General features: G+C 62.7%; 18 protein-coding genes. 5 read left to right on the forward strand and 13 right to left on the reverse strand.

Annotated elements, in window-relative coordinates; genetic code table 11:
- Positions 1-151: 151 nt before the first annotated feature.
- Both ABH945_RS06650 and ABH945_RS06655 read right to left on the reverse strand, forming a co-directional pair.
- A complete protein-coding gene (locus ABH945_RS06650) occupies positions 152-1,378 on the reverse strand; it encodes a transposase (protein ID WP_429250073.1) in 1,227 nt (408 codons plus the stop codon).
- A 576-nt stretch (positions 1,379-1,954) separates the two neighbouring features.
- Complete coding sequence (locus ABH945_RS06655) at positions 1,955-2,257, reverse strand: YciI-like protein (protein ID WP_429250074.1); 303 nt, start codon at positions 2,255-2,257, stop codon at positions 1,955-1,957.
- A gap of 459 nt (positions 2,258-2,716) precedes the next feature.
- Here ABH945_RS06655 and ABH945_RS06660 point away from each other — a divergent pair, with 459 nt between their 5' ends.
- The 3 genes from ABH945_RS06660 (at position 2,717) to ABH945_RS06670 (ending at position 4,754) form a co-directional block, all read left to right on the forward strand.
- Positions 2,717-3,022 (forward strand): PsiF family protein, encoded by a 306-nt coding sequence (locus tag ABH945_RS06660; RefSeq protein ID WP_074763986.1) that lies wholly within the window; start codon positions 2,717-2,719, stop codon positions 3,020-3,022.
- 282 nt (positions 3,023-3,304) lie between these two features.
- Positions 3,305-3,754 carry a hypothetical protein gene (locus tag ABH945_RS06665; RefSeq protein WP_074763985.1) on the forward strand — a complete coding sequence of 150 codons (450 nt, stop codon included), beginning with the start codon at positions 3,305-3,307 and terminating at the stop codon, positions 3,752-3,754.
- Between the two features lie 406 nt (positions 3,755-4,160).
- Positions 4,161-4,754 carry a BPSL1445 family SYLF domain-containing lipoprotein gene (locus ABH945_RS06670; protein WP_074763984.1) on the forward strand — a complete coding sequence of 198 codons (594 nt, stop codon included), beginning with the start codon at positions 4,161-4,163 and terminating at the stop codon, positions 4,752-4,754.
- 182 nt (positions 4,755-4,936) lie between these two features.
- Here the strand turns inward: ABH945_RS06670 and ABH945_RS06675 are convergent, their stop codons facing one another.
- The 11 genes from ABH945_RS06675 to mltG all read right to left on the reverse strand — a co-directional run bounded on the left by ABH945_RS06675 (position 4,937) and on the right by mltG (position 16,607).
- Positions 4,937-6,004: a glycosyltransferase family 4 protein gene (locus ABH945_RS06675; RefSeq protein WP_429250075.1), complete on the reverse strand. Its 1,068-nt coding sequence runs from the start codon at positions 6,002-6,004 to the stop codon at positions 4,937-4,939.
- A gap of 242 nt (positions 6,005-6,246) precedes the next feature.
- Positions 6,247-7,428, reverse strand: a complete 1,182-nt coding sequence (locus ABH945_RS06680; protein WP_429250076.1) for an AAA family ATPase — start codon at positions 7,426-7,428, stop codon at positions 6,247-6,249.
- 85 nt (positions 7,429-7,513) lie between these two features.
- Positions 7,514-8,926, reverse strand: a complete 1,413-nt coding sequence (gene otsA / locus ABH945_RS06685) for an alpha,alpha-trehalose-phosphate synthase (UDP-forming) (RefSeq protein ID WP_074763981.1) — start codon at positions 8,924-8,926, stop codon at positions 7,514-7,516.
- A gap of 418 nt (positions 8,927-9,344) precedes the next feature.
- A complete protein-coding gene (locus ABH945_RS06690; RefSeq protein ID WP_074763980.1) occupies positions 9,345-10,571 on the reverse strand; it encodes a mechanosensitive ion channel family protein in 1,227 nt (408 codons plus the stop codon).
- 387 nt (positions 10,572-10,958) lie between these two features.
- Positions 10,959-11,315 (reverse strand): Rap1a/Tai family immunity protein, encoded by a 357-nt coding sequence (locus ABH945_RS06695; protein WP_074763979.1) that lies wholly within the window; start codon positions 11,313-11,315, stop codon positions 10,959-10,961.
- Between the two features lie 223 nt (positions 11,316-11,538).
- Positions 11,539-12,252: an ankyrin repeat domain-containing protein gene (locus ABH945_RS06700; protein WP_429250077.1), complete on the reverse strand. Its 714-nt coding sequence runs from the start codon at positions 12,250-12,252 to the stop codon at positions 11,539-11,541.
- Positions 12,253-12,352: 100 nt separating this feature from the next.
- Positions 12,353-13,144: a TatD family hydrolase gene (locus tag ABH945_RS06705; RefSeq protein WP_429250078.1), complete on the reverse strand. Its 792-nt coding sequence runs from the start codon at positions 13,142-13,144 to the stop codon at positions 12,353-12,355.
- A gap of 34 nt (positions 13,145-13,178) precedes the next feature.
- Positions 13,179-13,730 carry a GNAT family N-acetyltransferase gene (locus ABH945_RS06710; protein WP_074763976.1) on the reverse strand — a complete coding sequence of 184 codons (552 nt, stop codon included), beginning with the start codon at positions 13,728-13,730 and terminating at the stop codon, positions 13,179-13,181.
- A gap of 122 nt (positions 13,731-13,852) precedes the next feature.
- Complete coding sequence (locus ABH945_RS06715) at positions 13,853-14,881, reverse strand: DNA polymerase III subunit delta' (protein ID WP_429250079.1); 1,029 nt, start codon at positions 14,879-14,881, stop codon at positions 13,853-13,855.
- Between the two features lie 95 nt (positions 14,882-14,976).
- Positions 14,977-15,597: a dTMP kinase gene (gene tmk / locus ABH945_RS06720; protein ID WP_074763974.1), complete on the reverse strand. Its 621-nt coding sequence runs from the start codon at positions 15,595-15,597 to the stop codon at positions 14,977-14,979.
- Entirely contained in the window at positions 15,597-16,607 is a 1,011-nt protein-coding gene (mltG, locus tag ABH945_RS06725; RefSeq protein WP_429250080.1) for an endolytic transglycosylase MltG, read from the reverse strand. Before mltG ends, tmk begins: the two co-directional genes overlap by 1 nt.
- Before the next feature lie 78 nt (positions 16,608-16,685).
- Here mltG and ABH945_RS06730 point away from each other — a divergent pair, with 78 nt between their 5' ends.
- Together ABH945_RS06730 and ABH945_RS06735 are read left to right on the forward strand one after the other, a co-directional pair.
- Positions 16,686-17,759 (forward strand): YgfZ/GcvT domain-containing protein, encoded by a 1,074-nt coding sequence (locus ABH945_RS06730; RefSeq protein WP_429250081.1) that lies wholly within the window; start codon positions 16,686-16,688, stop codon positions 17,757-17,759.
- Positions 17,760-17,896: 137 nt separating this feature from the next.
- Positions 17,897-18,742: an NRDE family protein gene (locus ABH945_RS06735; RefSeq protein WP_429250082.1), complete on the forward strand. Its 846-nt coding sequence runs from the start codon at positions 17,897-17,899 to the stop codon at positions 18,740-18,742.
- The last annotated feature ends 15 nt before the right edge of the window (positions 18,743-18,757 follow it).

Below are 18,757 nucleotides of genomic sequence, written 5' to 3' on the forward strand. Positions count from 1 at the left end.
CGACTCATCAAGCCAAGCGGGCTCAGGCACCGGCAACAGCAGCGGGCACGTGCAACAGCGCGGACGACATTCAGGGCAACAGCGGTAGATCACAACGAATGAAGCGGGAACCTGCGGCGGTTGCTCCTACCGGCCGCGGGGTACTACATGCTCATCCCACGTGGGAGACGAGTTCTATATAGGCCGACGAAAAACGATCCGATGCCGTGCTGTCGGTCACCGCGTTCACCGCAACGGACGACGCCGTAACAGTTGCGGCAACCGGTTCGCCCGGATAACGACGCAGTGGTCCGCGAAACGCATTGATCGGACCGTGCAGCGGCGCGCCGTGATTCACAGTGACGGGTTCCGGCACGTGACGCAGCGCGGGCAATGGACGAGCCACGCGCGGATGAGTCTCGGCATGCGTTTCGGCGGATTGAAGCGACTCCGCCAAAGCAGGCTCTGCCGCTCCCTGCGCGACGCATTCCCGGTCGATCCACTGCTGCGCCCAGTCGAGCGCGTACTGCTCGGCTTCGGCCGCCTCGGCAAAGCGCGGGCCGATCAGGCCGGAGCGTTCGACACGCTTGCCGTCCTTCACGATTTCCGCCGACGCGCGATACATCGCGCCTGGCACCTGCTCGGCGACGGTACAGATCAGATAGCCGTTGCTGCCGGCCACCTGCGTGCCGCGCGGCGCGAGACTCATCGACAGTGGACTGCGAAGGTCGTCGTTGGGCGCATTCGGCGTACGGCGTGCCGACGCAATAGCGAAATCGAGTTGCGCCATTGCCGAGCCCACCGCGCCCGCCTCTCCCGTTCTGACCGGCAGATCGACGCGCGCCGCTGAGCGCGCAACGACCGCTGCCGGCGTTGCAGGCATTGGACGCGCGCGCGCCACCGGCGCCTCGTTCGAGAGACCGGACAATTGACGCGTGATATCGGCAATCGGATCGGCCGAGCGCCAGTTGCCCAGCGTGTTCGACACACGAGGCGCCTGCCACGATTCAGGGCTTTTCCACGACACACCACGCAGACCTTCGTCACGCATGCTGGGCGTTTCCGTGACCGGAGCCACGGGTTTGGCCGCAACCGGCGGTGCCGGTGGCGGAATGTACGCGAACGTGCGCCCGGTTTGCGACAACAGCCGAACCATCTCGAGGAGAGTGCCGTTCAGTTGCCACTCTTCGAACCGCCGCCGGCACGTTGGCCCGGACGGATAGCGGCCTGGCAGTTTCGACCAGGGTTCGCCGGTTGTCAGAATCCACAGGACGGCATTCGCGACGATGCGCGGTTCGGCGCGGGGCCGGCCGCGTCGGTTCAGACGGACGGCCGGCTCGTCAGAGACAAGCACTGCCAGCAGCGCCCATTCGTCATTGCTTAGCTCATCGAAAAACATTGGGTTTTCTCCACGCAGCCTGGCCTGGCCGCGGCTTTGGACTTGCCACGAATTCAGCTTTCACGATTCGTGTGCAGCCCGCGGTTGCACAAATATGTTTTGTACGTTCTGTTGGCTGGTCAATACCGCCCTGAGTTAGTGCGGTTTGTCCCTATTCCGAAGCACAAAACGTGGTCTCACTCGTGCATGGGAGAATTTGTGCACGAAGCATACCACCACCAGGGTTTGCGTGAATACGGTTGAGACAAGTGTTACGGATAGAAACAATCTTGTCCTTTTCGCTGCGTCGCTTCACGCATTGCGGTAACAAAAGCACTGTCTTATCGGGCAACGGAATACGTTATTGCACGGCACAACGGTATGCAGCATCACTGAATTGATTTAGGAATCTATAGCATGGCCGGGATGCTATTTCGAAGTATTGTTTCCGGCCGAAGATGCTGGGCGTAGCACAGTCTGACGGGCATTGAGCAGCAAACATGCCTGAGGGAAATTGCGCGACGGGGAGCGCGCGTTCGGTGTTGGTACACGTGCTCCCACCCGCCTCCCATCGATACGTGGATGCCACTATCCGCGCTATGCGGGACGCACAGGTTTGGTAGCGCCCTCACCGGCGACGGTCGTCCATTCACGCACCCGCCAGCTTGCGACGAGCCCCGATCGCACGTACGGATCGGCTCTGGCAAAGGCTTCGGCGGCTGCGGGTGAATCGCCTTTAAAGAGCAGCACGGCACCGTCGACAGGATCGGCTAGCGCGCCGCCCAGCAAAAGTTCGCCGCGTTCGGACGCTGTCCATGCGAGTCTCAGGTGCTCATCGCGGTACTCGCCGCGACGGTCGAGGTAGTCGGAGACAAGCTCATACATCAACAGATAGTGCATGAAGAACCTCCTGTGGCCTTCTTCGGTTACAGGTAAAAGACGATCCATTGCAGGCTGCGAGGCCAGAATTACCCGCAGGATCAGCCGTGGGATTTTTTTCCGATTTACTATTCAGGTGCATGTGCAGCAATGCGAAAAGCATTTTCAATTTTTTTCATCCGCTTTGAATAAAGCATGGAATAAATCGTTTGAAATTGCCATTTCAATTGATCTGGAATGCATACGATAATTTATTACGATTTCCATTCGCCTGTTTCAAACGGAAAGGCTGTGTGAACCCCTCTGTGATGTCCCGTGTAGTCAGGGAAAACGAGCGGAATCGGCTGTCAACCGGAATGCGCTTTTGTCCGTTCTGGCAGACAGCATTTGCCATAATGGATGCGCCGGGGGTACCTGGATGCCGTTGACGCCCACGCGCATGAACGACCAAAAACGTTTTCACCACCGATGGAGTGTCACATGAAAATCCAATCCGCTATTGCTACGCTGGCGCTCGGCGCTGTTCTCGCGTCCCCGATGTTCACACCGGCATTCGCACAGAACAGCCAGCAAACGAAAATGGCCGACTGTAACAAGCAGGCCGCCGACAAGAAAGGCGACGACCGCAAGGCGTTCATGAAAACGTGTCTCTCGTCCAAACCGGCCGCTGCACCGATGAGCCAGCAGGACAAGATGAAAGCGTGCAACACGCAAGCCACCGGCAAGAAAGGCGACGACCGCAAGGCATTCATGAAGAGCTGCCTGTCGTCCGCACCGGCCAACTGATTGCGTGTGATTGCCGTATGAGCGATGCATGACGGGCACGGAAGTCAAACGTCCCTCTTCGCGCTCATCTGATTACTGAAACACGCATCGTCCCAATCGGGCCGCGCTGCTGTCTGGCGCGGCCTTTGTCCGTCTGCCCCTCCCGCTACAGTCCGCCCGCCTGAACCTGCCGTTTTCTTCTATGATGGCTGCGGAGACGGCCCACCCCCAGATATAAATCAATCACATTAGACGGGCCGCCATCTTGTCGTTGATGCCGCTGAGCATCGATTGGAGGCAAGGATGGTATCGAAACATAAAAACCGCTGGTTGAGGCGGTGGCTGGTCGTCATCGTGTTCTGGGCCGTGCCCGTGGCGATCGTGGCGGTCAACGAAATCCGCGAGGAAATGGCTTATAACGCCGTCGACCTCGACCGCGAGCTGTCCACCTGGAGTTTCACCGACGCACAACGCGCCGCCGGCGCTCCCGCGCGCTGTCGCGGCAAGCCTGAGGAGGCGCAGGCCGCCGGCTGCCCCGCCGACGTTTTGGCCGCCAATCTGCCGCATCAGAAGGATGCAATCCATGAGTACAGCGTGCGGCGCTCGACGCTGATGTCTTATCTGTGGCACGCGTTCGTCGGCTACTGGGTCGTGCCGGCGGTCGTGCTGTTCCTGATCGGCGTGCTGATCGGCATGGTGCGGCGGGCGCTGCGCAGGCCGCCGCCGGTGAAGAGCCCGGCCAATCATGGATAGCGTCGGCGGAACGAATCCTTGCGCCACCCGTGCTTGCGGGCGCGACTGCGGCGTCCCCGCAACACTTTCAATTCGATTTCGCCGATTAGTCTGTTATCCAGAATCGGTAAAAAAGGCCGGTTCATAAGCCCGTCATCAGGCCTCGCAGCGGGGCGTGGGCAAAAGTCATCAACCAGGCGCGCGTCATGGAAAACCTGTTCAAACACATCGTACGAAGCGCGCCGCCGCACTCTGCGAAGCCGGTCAAAATTACTTCGGCGTGCCTTACGATTTGCCGCAAAGCCCCGCCGCGTAAGGCTTTTCGGCTGTCTGCGGAATGCGCCATTTATGCTTGCGTGTGATATAACTTAAACGCGACCTAGCACTTCCACTGGGGTTGCGCCCCGGAACCATACGGAGAAAAACGATGCAAAGACGAAACTTCATGCTGAAGACCACCGCTGCGCTCGCTTTCGGCGGCCTTGCACTCGCGGGTTGTACCACCACCGGCACTGACAGCAACAAAGGCACCGCCTCCACCAACGAATCCAAACGTCAGTCGATCGATGCCAGCGTCGACGGCACCATGTCGCGGCTTTTCACCACCGTCAAGGGTTCGCGTGAACTGGTTTCCAAGGCGCGCGGCGTGCTCGTGTTCCCGTCGGTTCTGCAAGCCGGCTTCATTGTCGGCGGCCAGTATGGCGAAGGCGCATTGCGCGTCGGCGGCAGCACGGTCGGCTACTACAGTACGATTTCCGGCTCGTTCGGCCTGCAGGCCGGTGCGCAGTCGAAAGCGCTCATCTTCCTGTTCATGACGCAGGACGCGCTGGACAAATTCCGCAACACGGATGGCTGGTCGGTCGGCGGCGACGCGTCGGTTGCGTTGGTCACGGTCGGCGCAAACGGTGCGATCGACTCGAACACGGCAACCGCGCCGGTCGAGGTATTCGTGCTGACCAATGCCGGCCTGATGGGCGATCTGTCGCTGCAAGGCACGAAGGTGTCGCGTCTGAAGATCTAGGCGTGAGTTCGGGCTGGGTTTAGCAGCGGGTCGGCCGGCTCGCGTCTCGGAGCGAGGCTTTGCCCCGATGCAGGCGTTCAGCGTCAACACAGGCGTTGAATCTCTGGCAGACATGAATACGGCGATGTGCCACGCACATCGCCGTCTTTTTTTGTGCGGACCGATTGGCCCGCCCGGTGCGCTCAACTACCCGACGTATCGATCACCTTGAAGCGCGAGCGCTTCTGCGCACGAATCACCGACTGATACGCGTCGACATACTGCTGGGCCATCCGGTGCGACGTGAAGCGTTCTTCGAAGCGCTGCCGCACGCCCGCGCGCGGCATCTTGTGCAGACGGTTGACCGCCGCCACCGCACCGATTTCATCTTCGACGATAAACCCCGTCACGCCGTCTTCCAGCACTTCGGGCACCGAGCCGCGATTGAACGCGACCACCGGCGTGCCGCACGCCATCGCTTCGATCATCACGAGACCAAACGGCTCCGGCCAGTCGATCGGGAACAGCAGCGCATGCGCACCAGACAGGAATTCGGCCTTCTGGTTATCCGCGATCTCGCCGATGAATTCCACGTGCGGCAAGTCCAGCAACGGCTTGATCTCGCGTTCGAAATATTCGCGGTCGGCCGCGTCCACTTTTGCCGCGATACGGATCTGCATGCCGCAACGGCCGGCAATGCGAATGGCCGTGTCGACCCGCTTTTCCGGCGAGATACGCCCAAGGAACGCGAGGTACTTCTGTTCGACGGGCTGCGGCGTGTAAAGCTGCTCCGGCAGGCCGTGATAGACGGTGGTCAGCCAGCGCGCCTGCGGCAACGGGTGACGCTGCGCGTTCGAGATCGAGATGACCGGTGCGGTGTTGAAGGTGTCGAACACGGGCTGCTGCTCGGGCAGATCGAGACGGCCGTGCATGGTCGTGACGAACGGCGTGTCCTGACGCTTGAACACCGAGAACGAGTAATAGTCGAGGTGGAAGTGCAGCACGTCGAAGTCTTCGGCCTGGCGTCGCACGAGTTCCATCAGCAACATGTGCGGCGCGACGCGGTCGCGAATGCCCGGGTCGAGGCGCAGCGCACGCGGCCAGACGGCCTCGAGTTTCGCGCTGGTGACGGAGTCGCCGCTGGCGAACAACGTCACGTCATGGCCAAGCGCGACCAGCGCCTCGGTGATGTACGACACGACACGCTCGGTGCCGCCGTACAGCTTGGGTGGCACCGATTCGGTCAAGGGGGCGATCTGCGCAATCTTCATAGTCTGTCTCCGTGGACTGATGGCTTGCGCCTTGTGGCGGTGCACATCAGCGACGCCGAGTATGACAGCGCCGTTACATCCAATCAATGCGATCGTCCGCGCAGGCGCAAAGCTGCGTCGTTGCGCGGACGGCTTCCGACTATTATTCGCGTCCCGGGCAACGAAGGCGCCGAGTCTTGCACTTCCTGCGCGCTGTTACATTCAGCTTACATTCCCTCGTGGATCCGCGCCGTCGTCGCCGATTAACGCGACGGCCATTTCCAGGCGGGAAGATCGCGCTCGTCGGCATCGGCGATGCGGGTGGCGCCGAAGTGCTTCTCCAGCACGATCGACTCGCTCGCCTCCTCGCGCTCCAGCGCCGCAATCAAACGCGCGGCATGCGACACCACCAGCACCTGCGAATGCACCGAAGCCCGCGCGATCAGACGGGCGAGCGCCGGCAGCAAATCGGGATGCAGGCTCGTCTCCGGTTCGTTCAGCACCAGCAGCGCGGGCGGACGCGGCGTCAATAGCGCAGCAACCAGCAGCAGATAACGCAGCGTGCCGTCCGACAATTCGGCGCCCTTGAGCGGCCGCAGCAGGCCGTGTTGCTGCATCGCCACTTCGAAACGGCCGTCATGCGTGTCGATGTCGAGACGTGAGCCGGGAAAGGCGTCGTCAATGGCGGCGTCGAGCGCGGCCGGATCGCCGATTTCGCGGATGGTTTGCAACGCAGCGGCCAGATCGGCGCCGTCGTTGGATAGCACGGGCGTGTGCGTGCCTATCTGTGGCAGGCGCGCTGGCGCGTCGGCGTCGGTGCGGAAATGATCGTAGAAACGCCACGAGCGGATCTGTTCGCGAACCGTGATCATCTCGGGCGCGCTGCGAGGGTCGGCGAACTCCGTCATCATGCTGTCGAAGCTCGCGACGGGCTGCGGAATGGTCTGCCATTCGCCATTCTCGTCACGCGTACGCAGCGCCACGCCGTGCCGGTCGACCAGTAACGCCGAAGGCCTCAGCAACGGACCACTCCAGATGCATTCGCGCTTGATGACCGGATCGAGCAGAAATTTGCTCGGTATCGGATTCGCGGGCATTTCGGGCGGAGGCAGCCCCAGATCGATTGCATAGCTGAATTCGTCGCTGGCAAAACCGAGCCGGAGGCTGACCGGCTCGTTACGGCGCGTGCCTTGCACCGGCACTTCACCCGCCAGCATGGCGCGCGAAAACCGCTCGGGACCGGCCCATAAAGTCGACGGCAAACCGCCCTCACGAGCGAGCGACGTAATCACGCCGCCACGGGCGGTTTCCGCCAGCAGACGGAGCGAGCGGTATACGCTCGACTTGCCGCTGCCGTTCGCGCCGGTGATCACGTTCAGCCGGCCAAGCGGCACGATCAGCTCGCGCAACGACCGGTATCCCGCGACGGCTAACGTGCTCAACATGCATGCCCCCGTGGCCTGATGGCGATTGCGAACCGCCCTACTTTTGCTTTAGCAGACTTGAAAACCGGTACGTCGGCCCGCGCCATCATTTATGCCCGCCGCCCTTGCCCGGCTTCTGCACCGGCACGCTGCGCAGATCGCTCAGGAACGTATCGCGCCACACCCCGAGGTCGTTCTTGCGCAAGGCCGCCATATTGATCTCGTGACGCCGCTGACGCGCGTCGAGCGGCATCTGCAACGCACGCTGCAATGCTTCGCACATGCCGATCGCGTCGTGCGGATTCACCAGCAGCGCGCCAGTCAGTTCAGCCGCCGCGCCCGCAAAAATCGACAGGACCAGCACGCCCGGATCGTCGGGATTCTGCGCGGCGACGTATTCCTTCGCGACCAGATTCATGCCGTCGTGCAGCGGCGTCACGAAGCCGATCTGCGATTCGCGGAAAAGGGACATGAGTTTCCAGCGGTCGTATTGCTGGTTCAGATAGCGGATCGGCGTGTAGTCGAGGCCCGAATACCGTCCGTTGATTCGCCCGGCTTCGTACTCCAGGTCCTGGCGGATCTTCTGATACGTGACGACATCGGAGCGCGTGGGCGGCGCAATCTGCACCAGCGTGACGTTGCCCCGCCACTCGGGCGAGCGCTCCAGCAAATGCTCGAATGCGCGGAATCGCTCGACCAGCCCTTTCGAATAATCGAGCCGGTCGACACTCATGATCAGCTTGCGCCCTTCAAGACTCTGCTTCAGGTCGAGTACGTGCTGGCGGCTTTCGTAGCGTTTGGCCTGTTCGGCGATTTCGTCGGGGAACACGCCAATCCGGTAGACGCCGGTGCGCAGCTTGCGCCCGAACGCTTCGATAATGCCGTCCTTGCTCACCGTGCCGCGCGCGTGCCGCGTGACGTAATCATGGAAAGCTTCCTGGTCCGTCGCGGTCTGGAAGCCCAGCAGGTCGTAGCACGACAGCGACTTGACCAGTTCCTCGTGCGGCGGAATGTTGAGCAGGATTTGCGGCGACGGAAACGGTATGTGCAGGAAGAAACCGATGCGGTTCGTGATGCCCTCGTTGCGCAGCGCTTCGGCAAACGGGATCAGATGGTAGTCGTGAATCCAGATCACGTCGTCGGGTTCGAGCAGCTTGATCAGCTTGTGCGCGAGCCATGCGTTGACGCGCCTGTAGCCCGCGTATTCTTCGCGCTCGTAGCGCGCGAGGTCGTTGCGATAGTGGAACACCGGCCACAGCGTCGCGTTCGAAAAGCCACGGTAGTACTGGTCGTAGTCCTTGCGCGTGAGGCCCACGGTCGCGAAGGTGACGGCGCCGTCCTGTTCGAGGGTCGGCCCTGCATTGGCGACGGTCTCGCTGACCACGTCGCCGCTCCACCCGAACCACACACCGCCCGCATCTTTCAGCGCACCGAATACGCCGACCGCGAGTCCGCCCGCCGATCCTTTGGTTTCCGTCGGTGTTGCAACGCGATTCGACACAACGATCAATCGGCCCATCTTGCATGTCCTCCTTGGTTCGCGCGACGCGTGCCGGGTGCGCCAGGACCCGGTGCGTGTCGCTGACGCAATGACGTTGCGATACCGCGACCGCCCGAAGCCTGTGAAGCACGCAAGGCCGCGCCGGATTCGTGAGTGAGTGGACGTTTCGACCGCGCGAAGGCGGGATCGGTTCTGTGCGACGGCTTATCGGGCTTCGCCGTCCGGGAGGCTGCCGAGCAATTAACCCATGAAAATGCGGGCTTTTTTGTCATGCGCACATGGCGGATGAGGGCGCATTCCTGTCAGCCCCAGGCGCAAGTTTCAGTGCGCTTCGCTGCGAAATCTGCATGCAGGCCGCCCAAACGCTTAAAGCACTACATCCGCTCACAAAATCGATCACGCCGACACATTCGTACGATTATGCCCCCGGCGTAACCTAAGCCTTTTCCCTCGCCTTCTCCGCGACGTCGCTAACACCATGCCGGCCAATCCGGCTCGCCACCGGATCCGCCTCGGTATTCGCGGCGGTACTTCCCGCTGGCGACTGTGCACTGCGCGGAACCCAGTCGACCGGCGGCTGGGCCTGACCCACATCCAGTTCCGCCGACACTTCGGCGCGCGCCCTCGGCAGATACTGCGGATAGTTCCGCTGAATGAAGTCCAGCAGCCCTTCGCGGACCCGGCAGCGCAAATCCCAGTTCAGCCCCGAATCGAGCGAGCTGACCAGCGCGCGCAACTGCATCGCGCGCTCGGTGCCGTCCGTCACCTGCAACACCTGCACGCGACGATCCCACTCCGGCGCGCCCTCGACGATCCGCGCCAGTTCTTCGCGCAGCGGCGCGAGCGGCATCCGGTAATCGACGAACAGAAACACCGTGCCGATGATCTGCGAACTGCTGCGGGTCCAGTTGGCGAACGGGTTTTCGATGAACCATTGCAACGGCACGATCAGCCGACGCTGGTCCCACAGCCGCACCGACACGTAGGTTCCGGTGATCTCCTCGATGCGCCCCCACTCGCCTGAAATCACGACGACGTCGTCGAGCCGGATCGGCTGCGACAGCGCGATCTGCAAGCCCGCGATCAGATTGCCGAGCACCGGCCGCGCCGCGATACCGGCGACCAGACCGGCCACCCCCGCCGACGCCAGCAGGCTCGCGCCGATCTGCCGCACGTTCGGAAAAGTCATCAGTGCACCGCCGACCCCGACGATCACGATGACGATCATCACCGAGCGCGCCAGCACGCGCGCCTGCGTATGGATGCGGCGGGCGTGCAGGTTGTCGGCGGTATCGAGCGGATGGGCGCGGATGATCGCCTCGCCGATCGCCGCCGCCGAGCGCACCGACAGCCACGTGAGCGCGGCGATCAACGCGATCGCGGTGACGTCGCGCAGCGGCACGATGTAATTGAGCGTGTCGGGCGCTTCAGCCCAGATGCCTTCCAGCACCACGATCACGAGGACGAACAGCGAAGGCTTGTTGATATAACGCAGGATGACGCTGGGCAGCGGATGAGGCTTCGCGAGGCGCATCACGATGCGCGAGCCGAAGCGGTGAACGGCAACGGCGAGGGATGCGCAGATGATCGAGACGATCAACGTGCCGAGCCACGTATGCAGAGGCGAATCGGCGAGGCGGCTGATGTCGTCGGAAGTAAACATAACGGGCGTGATCCTCCTGGCTTGACGGGTAGACAGGACCGCTGCGCGTGAAGCGCGGGGGCGGCGTTGCGTGTGGTGCGGCGGCTGTAGTGCTTACGCAGGTCGAATCGGGGAAATCACGACATCGGCACATCACGGCTTCGGCCGTGCTGACGTGGCGGTTCGGCAGTAAATGCGTGGCAAATCGATGACACCGTTATCGACATCTTAGGTGTTCATCCACGCACAGTGAAAAAGGTGTCCCGGCGGACCGCGCCCGGCGCCCCGGAGGGCCGGGTTGTCTGGAAGCGCGCGCCCATTCGGGAATCCCGGCTTTCAGCTCGAACTCAGGACAGGACGAAAGCTGCGGCCTTCGGCGCCTGCACCCGCCCTTCAGATCACTACAACTCAGCTTCCGTTCCGGCAAGGAAATGCCTTGCCAAGCCCCAGCGAAATGGCCGTGCTGGCGTTGTAGCCGGAAACATTCGGATTTTCAGCGATGTATTTGCGCACGGCGTCGGTCAATTGAGCCGAGCGAGCGTCGGGCGGCAGACAGAAATACTGGCCGACACGCGGACCGGTGGTGCCGCCAATCGCGTCGATCGTGTTGAAGATGCCGTCGGCGGCGCCTTCGATATAAGCCGCGCATGCGCTACGCGATGCTATGTCCGTCTTCGTGCATAGCTTGTTGAGGTCGCCCCCCGTAAACGCGGCTGCCGATAGCGGTACGGCGAGCGCGCTGGCGAAAATCAAAGCCCGCAGCATGGTGTTCCTTTCCAGGGTCGTTTATCAGGCGGTCTTTCGCCGCATCCAGAGGGCGCGCCGTGCGGCGCGCCAAAGTCGTCATTTTGCACTGTTTTACGGGGTCGCAGCAGGCTGGCAACCGCGTATCTTCAGGCAAATCGGTGGTGAACAGGGGGTGAGCCGCGCGTCTGCCAGTCAATCAGCAGACTGAATGGCCGGCTCGCCACCTTACGTCCGCTTGACGTCACTTCTGCTGCATCTGCTGCATCCGTGCAGTCAGGCCTTCGATGACGTCCGGTTCCTTATAGGTCTTCGCGAAATCGAGCGCGGTCAAGCCGATCTGGTTCTTCACCGTCAGGTCCGCGCCGTTGTCGAGCAGCAGCTTCACCGTCGACACGTGACCGCCGCGGGCGGCCATCATCAGCGGCGTGGTGCCGTTCGGCGACCCGGCGTCGACGTAGGCCGAATGGTCGAGCAGCACCTTGACGATGTCGTCGTGACCGTTCGCAGCCGCGTAGTGCAGCGGCGCCCAGCCCTTCTTGTTCACTTCGGCGTCTTTCGCGATCAGCAGATTGACGAAGTCGAGATCGCCGCCCAGCGCGGCCATCATCATCGCGTTCTCGCCAGCCTTATCCTCAATCTCGATGTTGGTCTTCGGATTGGCGACCAGCGCCGCGCCGACCTTGTCGGACTTTTCGCGCGCGGCGATGACCAGCAGAGGAATGCCCTGGTTGTCGACGCTATTCGGGTCCATGCCCTTGGCGAGCAGCTTGTTGACACCGTCGACGTCGTCGAACTTGACCGACTTGATCAGCGAGTCGATCGGCGCGGCGTGCGCCGGCGAAGCGACCAGCGAGGCTAACGCCGCGCACGCGAACGTGGTGGCAAAAACGCCACGCGACATGCGGCGCCTGATTGAAGCCAGCGTTGCAGTGGCCACATCGCTTACTGCAAACATCGGATTAACTCTGACAGTCGACATCGAAATAGTTTTCATGTTTTGCTTTAGGAAACTTCCCTATCCTTTTGATATTGCTCGGTATTGCGTTGCCAACGTATCAGGCCACGTTCGGCGAAGGGATGTTGAAAAGCCGGAAAAAGTTCTGCGTGGTCGCAGCGGCCAGCGCCTCGTCCGGCATCTCGCGTTGTTGGGCGATGAAGCGTCCGACATAACTTACGTACGCAGGTTCATTAGGCTTGCCGCGATACGGCACCGGCGCGAGGTACGGCGAGTCGGTTTCGATCAGCAGACGGTCGAGCGGCACGCGGCGCGCGACGTCCTGCACGTCGGTCGCGCTCTTGAACGTGACGATGCCTGACAGCGAAATGTAAAAATTCTGCGCCAGCGCCTGTTCGGCGACGGCCCACGGCTCGGTAAAGCAATGCATCACGCCGCCCGGCTCGCTCGCGCGCTCCTCGGCCATGATTCGCAGCGTGTCTTCCGACGACGAGCGCGTGTGGATGATCAGCGGCTTTTTCGTCGCGTGCGCGGCGCGGATATGCGTGCGGAACCGCTCGCGCTGCCACTCCATATCGGCAATGGAGCGGCCTTCCAGACGGTAGTAATCGAGCCCGGTCTCGCCGATCGCGACCACCTTCGGATGTTCAGCCAGTTCGATCAGCTCGGCGAGGCTCGGCTCACGCATGTCCTCGTGATCGGGATGCACACCCACTGACGCGTACACGTTCTCGTGCTGGCTGGCGATCTCCAGCACGGACGGCAGCGTCTCCAGATCGACGGACACGCACAGCGCATGCGTGACCGAATGACTGCGCATGTTTTCCAGCACTTGCGGCAGGCGGTCGGCGAGTCCTTCGAAGTTGATGTGACAGTGCGAATCAACAAACATGGTGATGTCCTGCAATAAATTGGCCGGAGGTGGCTCAGGCGGTGGCCTGGTTCACAGGCGCGGCGGGGTCGGCGTGCTTCGTATCGAGGCGCTTGCCGAGAATCACGAGGTCGCGCTCCACGCCGTCCAGCACGGCCACGCGCGGCAGCGAGCCCCACGTGTCGAAACCGAAGCCGCGGAACAGCCGCAGGCTCGCGTCGTTGTGACCAAAAATAAAACCCAGCACGGTGTCGATGCCGAGCGCCGGTGCCGCCGCGAGCGAAGCCGCCAGCAATTGCTTGCCGAGGCCTTTGCCGCGCGCGCTTTCGTCGAGATAAATGCTGACTTCGGCGGTGCGCAGATAGGCCGGACGGCCGTAGAAATCTGAAAAGCTCAACCACGCGATCACCCGGCCCGGCTGCTCGGAATCTTCCACTACCCACAACGGACGCTTCTGCGGACCATGCGCGTGAAACCACGCCAGCCGGCTTTCGACGCTGACCGGTTCGAGGTCGGCGGTCACTTGCCGCGACGGCACGGTCGAGTTGTAAATAGCGACGATGGTGGGCAGATCGTCGAGCGTGGCATCGCGGTAGGAAAGGCTCATGGTGCTGTTCGAATTGGTTTGATTGTGATGAAAGACAGTGACAACTTAACGGGACGCGAAGCCGGCCGGGTGTCGCGCCACGGCCAGTGTGCGCGATGCCGGGCGGATTCCGCGTAACGGCTTTACGCGAACAACTCGCGGTAGCCGATAAACAGTTCCTCGAACACCAGCCGCGCATTCAGCGGATGGTTCTCGACCGCGCGCTGACGCGTCACGGTGCGGATGAAGCGCGCAAATGCACCGGCGTCGGCCTGCGATGCGCAGCGCGTCAACGCGCCGGCAGCCTGCGGAAAATAACGCGGCGCGCCTGCCGTGCTCTGCGCCAGCAAATCGTACATCCAGCGTTGCAGCCAGCCCAGCACCAGCGGCACGGGCAGCTTTTGCAGCGCTTCGCCGCATGCGAACGCGTCGCAATCGGGACCGGCGGCCAGTTGTTTGAGCGTCCAGTCGCGCAGCGTGCGGTTTTCGTCGCTGGCGAGCGCGAGTGCCGTGAGCGGCGCGCCGCCGGCTTCGGCGAGCAGCGCGGGCGCGTCGGCGACGCCTTGCGCGGCCAGCCATTTCGTAGCCACATCCGGCGCGGGCACGGTCATCGGCCACTGGCGACAGCGGCTGATGATGGTGGGCAGCAAACGGTCGATCCGCGCCGACACCATCAGGAACACGACACCCGCGGGCGGCTCTTCGAGCGTCTTCAGCAACGCGTTGGCCGCCGCGATATTCAGCCCCTCGGCCGGATACAGCACGACGACGCGAGCGCCGCCGCGATGCGAACCCACGCCGACAAAATCGAGCAGGCCGCGAATCTGCTCGATCTTGATTTCCTTGCTCGGCGTGCGGGTTTTCTTGCTCTCGTCGGCGTCGGCTTTTTCGTCCGGTGCAGTCGCGTTCAGGCCCGCTTCGGCGGCCAGCGCCTCGGGCACGATGATCCGGTAATCAGGATGGTTGCCCTGCGTGAACCAGTTGCACGCCACACATTTCTCGCACGGCTCGCCGTTAGCCTGCTGCGCTTCGCACAGCAGGCCTTGCGCCAGATGCTGCGCAAAGCGCAGCTTGCCGATGCCCGCCTGTCCATGCAGCAGCAACGCATGCGGCCAGTGGCCGCGCAGCTGCTGCAGGCGGTTCCAGTCATCGGCTTGCCACGGATAAATCATCGTTTCTCTTTGAAATCAATCAGTTGATGCCGTTATCTAAAGTTCTATACGAGCTTGATGGCAGAGTTATAAATCGCAGTTATATTTATTTAAAATCAAAGGCCTGCGACCAACTCCTCAAGCTGCTTCTGAATTCTGGCGATGCTCTGCGAAGAGTCGATGATAGCGAATCGGTAAGGCGCCTCTTCTGCGCGACGCATGTATTCGGCACGAGTCCGGTCGAAAAACGCCGTCGATTCGCTCTCGAACCGGTCCGGATCGCGCGCCGCACTGCGCCGTTCGTTGGCGACTTCGGGCGGCAGATCGAACAGCACCGTCAGATCCGGCTGAAAACCGCCCTGCACCCAGCGCTCCAGCGCTTCCAGCTTGTCGCGCGGCAGGCCGCGCCCGCCGCCCTGATAGGCGAACGTCGCGTCGGTGAAACGGTCGGACAGCACCCAGTCGCCGCGCGCGAGCGCCGGTTCGATCACCTCGGCCAGATGCTGGCGGCGCAGTGCGAACATCAGCAGCGCCTCGGTTTCGAGGTCCATTTTCTGATGCAGCACGATCTCGCGGATCTGTTCGCCGAGCGGCGTGCCGCCCGGTTCGCGCGTCATGACCACCGAACGGCCGGTGCTCGCGACCTTCTGTTCGAGCCGTTCGCGAAACCAGCCGAGATGGGTCGTCTTGCCGGCTCCGTCGATGCCCTCAAACGTGATGAATTTGCCGCGCGCCATCATTGCCCTCGAATGTATTTGTCCACGGCCTTGTTGTGATCGCCGAGGGTGTCAGAAAAGATGCTGCTGCCGTCGCCGCGCGACACGAAGTACAGCGCGGTGCTCTGCGCCGGGTTCATCGCCGCCTGCAGCGACGCGACACCGGGCAGCGAAATCGGCGTGGGCGGCAGGCCCATGCGGGTGTAGGTATTGTAGGGAGTGTCGGTCTGCAGGTCTTTCTTTCTGATGTGACCGGCATAGCTCTCACCCATTCCGTAGATCACCGTCGGATCGGTCTGCAGCGGCATACCCGTGCGCAGACGGTTCGCGAACACCGCCGCCACCATCGGCCGGTCGGACTTCTTGCCGGTTTCCTTTTCGATGATCGACGCCATAGTCAGCGCGTCGTACGGCGTCTTGTACGGCAGGTCCGGCGCGCGTGCGACCCATGCTTCGTCGAGCCGCAGCCGCATCAGCCGGTACGCGCGACGGTAGACGTCGAGGTCGCTGGTGTTCTTGTCGAACAGATACGTGTCGGGGAAAAACAGCCCTTCGCCGTTGCCGATCGACGCTTCCGGCGCGCCGATCGCGGTCATCAGATCGGCGTCGCTCATGCCGAGCGTGTCGTGTTTGAGCGCCGGATTGGCGTCCAGCTCGGCACGCATGTGCCTGAAGGTCCAGCCTTCGATAATCGTCGCAACGTATTCGTTGACGTCGCCGCGCGCGATTTTCTGCAGCACTTCGTAGGGCGTGACGCCGCTCTTGAACTCGTAGTTGCCCGATTTCAGGTCGGTCTGCAGGCCGAGCAGCCGCGTCATGGCGACGAACAACTCCGGCTCGACGGGCACGCCGCCCCGATTGAGCTGCTGCGCGACGCTGCGCAGGCTGCTGTGCGGTTTGACGGTGACGTCGAGTTGCGCGGGGGTCAGGTCGAGCGGGCTGGTGGCCCAGTGATATCCGCCTGCAATTGCGGCTGCGGCCAGCACAACGACAATTGAGCCGGCGACGAAACATTTCTTGAACAGGGACATGCGGAACGGGAGGTGGTTTGACTGCATATAATAGCTGTTTGCCTTAGCCAAAGTCAGAATTGACTGTTCCCGGAATCCATGAACACACCGCTCGCTACCGCTCCAGGCACTGCGTCAGGTACCACAGCTACGACGTCAACCCCAGCAGCCACCGGCTTGCCCGTGCTGCCGCGGCCGTCGGCTGAAGAATTCGAGGCCGTGCTGCAGCACGGCGCTTACATGCCGCTCACGCAATTCGGCGTGATCGACGCAACCGGCGACGACGCGGCGAGCTTCCTGCACGGCCAGTTGACCAACGACACCCAGCATCTGGACGCCGCCACCGCGCGCCTCGCCGGCTACTGCTCGGCCAAGGGACGCTTGCTGGCGTCGTTCCTGACGTGGCGCAGCGGCGACACGATCCGCCTGCTGGTGTCGAAAGACGTGCAGGCGGCAGTGCAGAAACGGCTCTCGATGTTCGTGCTGCGAGCCAAGGCGAAGCTGACCGACGCGAGCGGCGAACTCGCCGTCGTGGGTCTGGCGGGCGACGTGCGCCGCGCGTTGTCCGGCGTATTCGACGCGTTGCCCGACGGCGTGCACGTGCAGGTCGACAGCACGGCCGGTTCGCTGATCCGCGTGCCCGACGCGTTGGAGCGACTGCGTTATCTGTGGATCGGCCCGAAGGCGCAGGTCGACGCGCACCTTGCGTCGCTCGATGAAAAGCTCACGCGCGTGTCGCCGGCCGTGTGGGACTGGCTCGACATCCGCGCGGGCGAACCGCGTATCACGCAGCCGGTGGTCGAGCAGTTCGTGCCGCAAATGGTCAATTTCGACGTGCTCGGCGCGGTGAACTTCCGCAAGGGCTGCTATCCCGGTCAGGAAGTGGTCGCGCGCAGCCAGTATCGCGGCACGATCAAGCGCCGCACGTCGCTTGCGAATGTGGCCGGCGAACTGGACACAGTCCGCGCGGGCACGGAACTGTTCCACTCAGACGATCCCGGCCAGCCATGCGGAATGATCGTCAACGCGGCCTCTGCGCAAGGCGGCGGGGTCGATCTGCTGGTCGAGATCAAGCTCGCGTCGCTGGAAAGCGGATCGGTGCATCTGGGCGCGGCCGACGGTCCGGCGCTCCGGTTCCTCACGCTGCCGTACGGCTTGCCCACCGAGGTTTAATACCCGTGCATGGTAAAAAGCGGCGCAATCTGGCGCCGCTTTTTACTGGTCCGTGCTGGTCTGTACTGGCCCGGTCAACGCGTCGACACCCACGCGCCTTCACCACGCCCTTCACTTCAAGCGGGAGATCGTCCCCGATGTGCCTGATCGTTTTCGACTGGCGACCCGACGCGGTCGACGGCCCGCTCTTCACGCTCGCCGCGAATCGCGACGAATTCTTTCGACGCACAGCCGATCCGATCAGCTGGTGGCAGGACGCGCCGGGCGTGCTGGCGGGCCGCGATCTGGTGGGCGGCGGCACGTGGCTCGGCATGTCGCGTGATGGCCGGTTTGCCGCGCTGACCAACTACCGGGCGCCGCACGAAATGCGCGCCGACGCGCCGACACGCGGCACGCTGGTGAGCGACTGGCTGAGCGGCTCGGCGCGCGATGCGAACGGCGTCGCTCACGACAGCCCGCTCGCGTATCTGCAACAGGTTGCGCAAACCGGCGACATCTACAACGGCTTCAATCTTCTGGTCGGCGACTGGATGCGCCGCGAACTCGCGTGGTACTGCAACCGCTCCGACGCAGCCCCTGCTCTGCTGACGCCCGGTACGCACGGCATTTCGAACGCGGTACTCGATACTGCGTGGCCGAAGCTGGTCAAAAAGCGCACCGAACTCGGCACCCTGCTTTCACGCGACGCCATGCCGACGCTCGAACGTCTGATCGATTTGATGCGCGACCCGCGTCTTGCCCGCGATGACGAACTGCCGTCCACCGGTATTCCGCTTGAACGGGAGCGGGCGTTGTCGGCGGCGTTTATCGAAACGCCTGAATACGGCACGCGTGGCACGACGGCGTTGAGGGTGAGCGCGCATGGCGAAGTGGTCAGCGTGGCCGTCGCCGAGCGCAGCGACGATAACGGCTCGCACCGGATCGCGCGGCCCGGAGACTTTGAACGCAGCTTTGCATTCAATATCGAGCGTGAGATGGTGTGAGGGCAGTCTTTGTCT

It is taken from the genome of Paraburkholderia sp. GAS333, assembly GCF_050435665.1.
Taxonomy (GTDB): Bacteria; Pseudomonadota; Gammaproteobacteria; order Burkholderiales; family Burkholderiaceae; genus Paraburkholderia; species Paraburkholderia fungorum_A.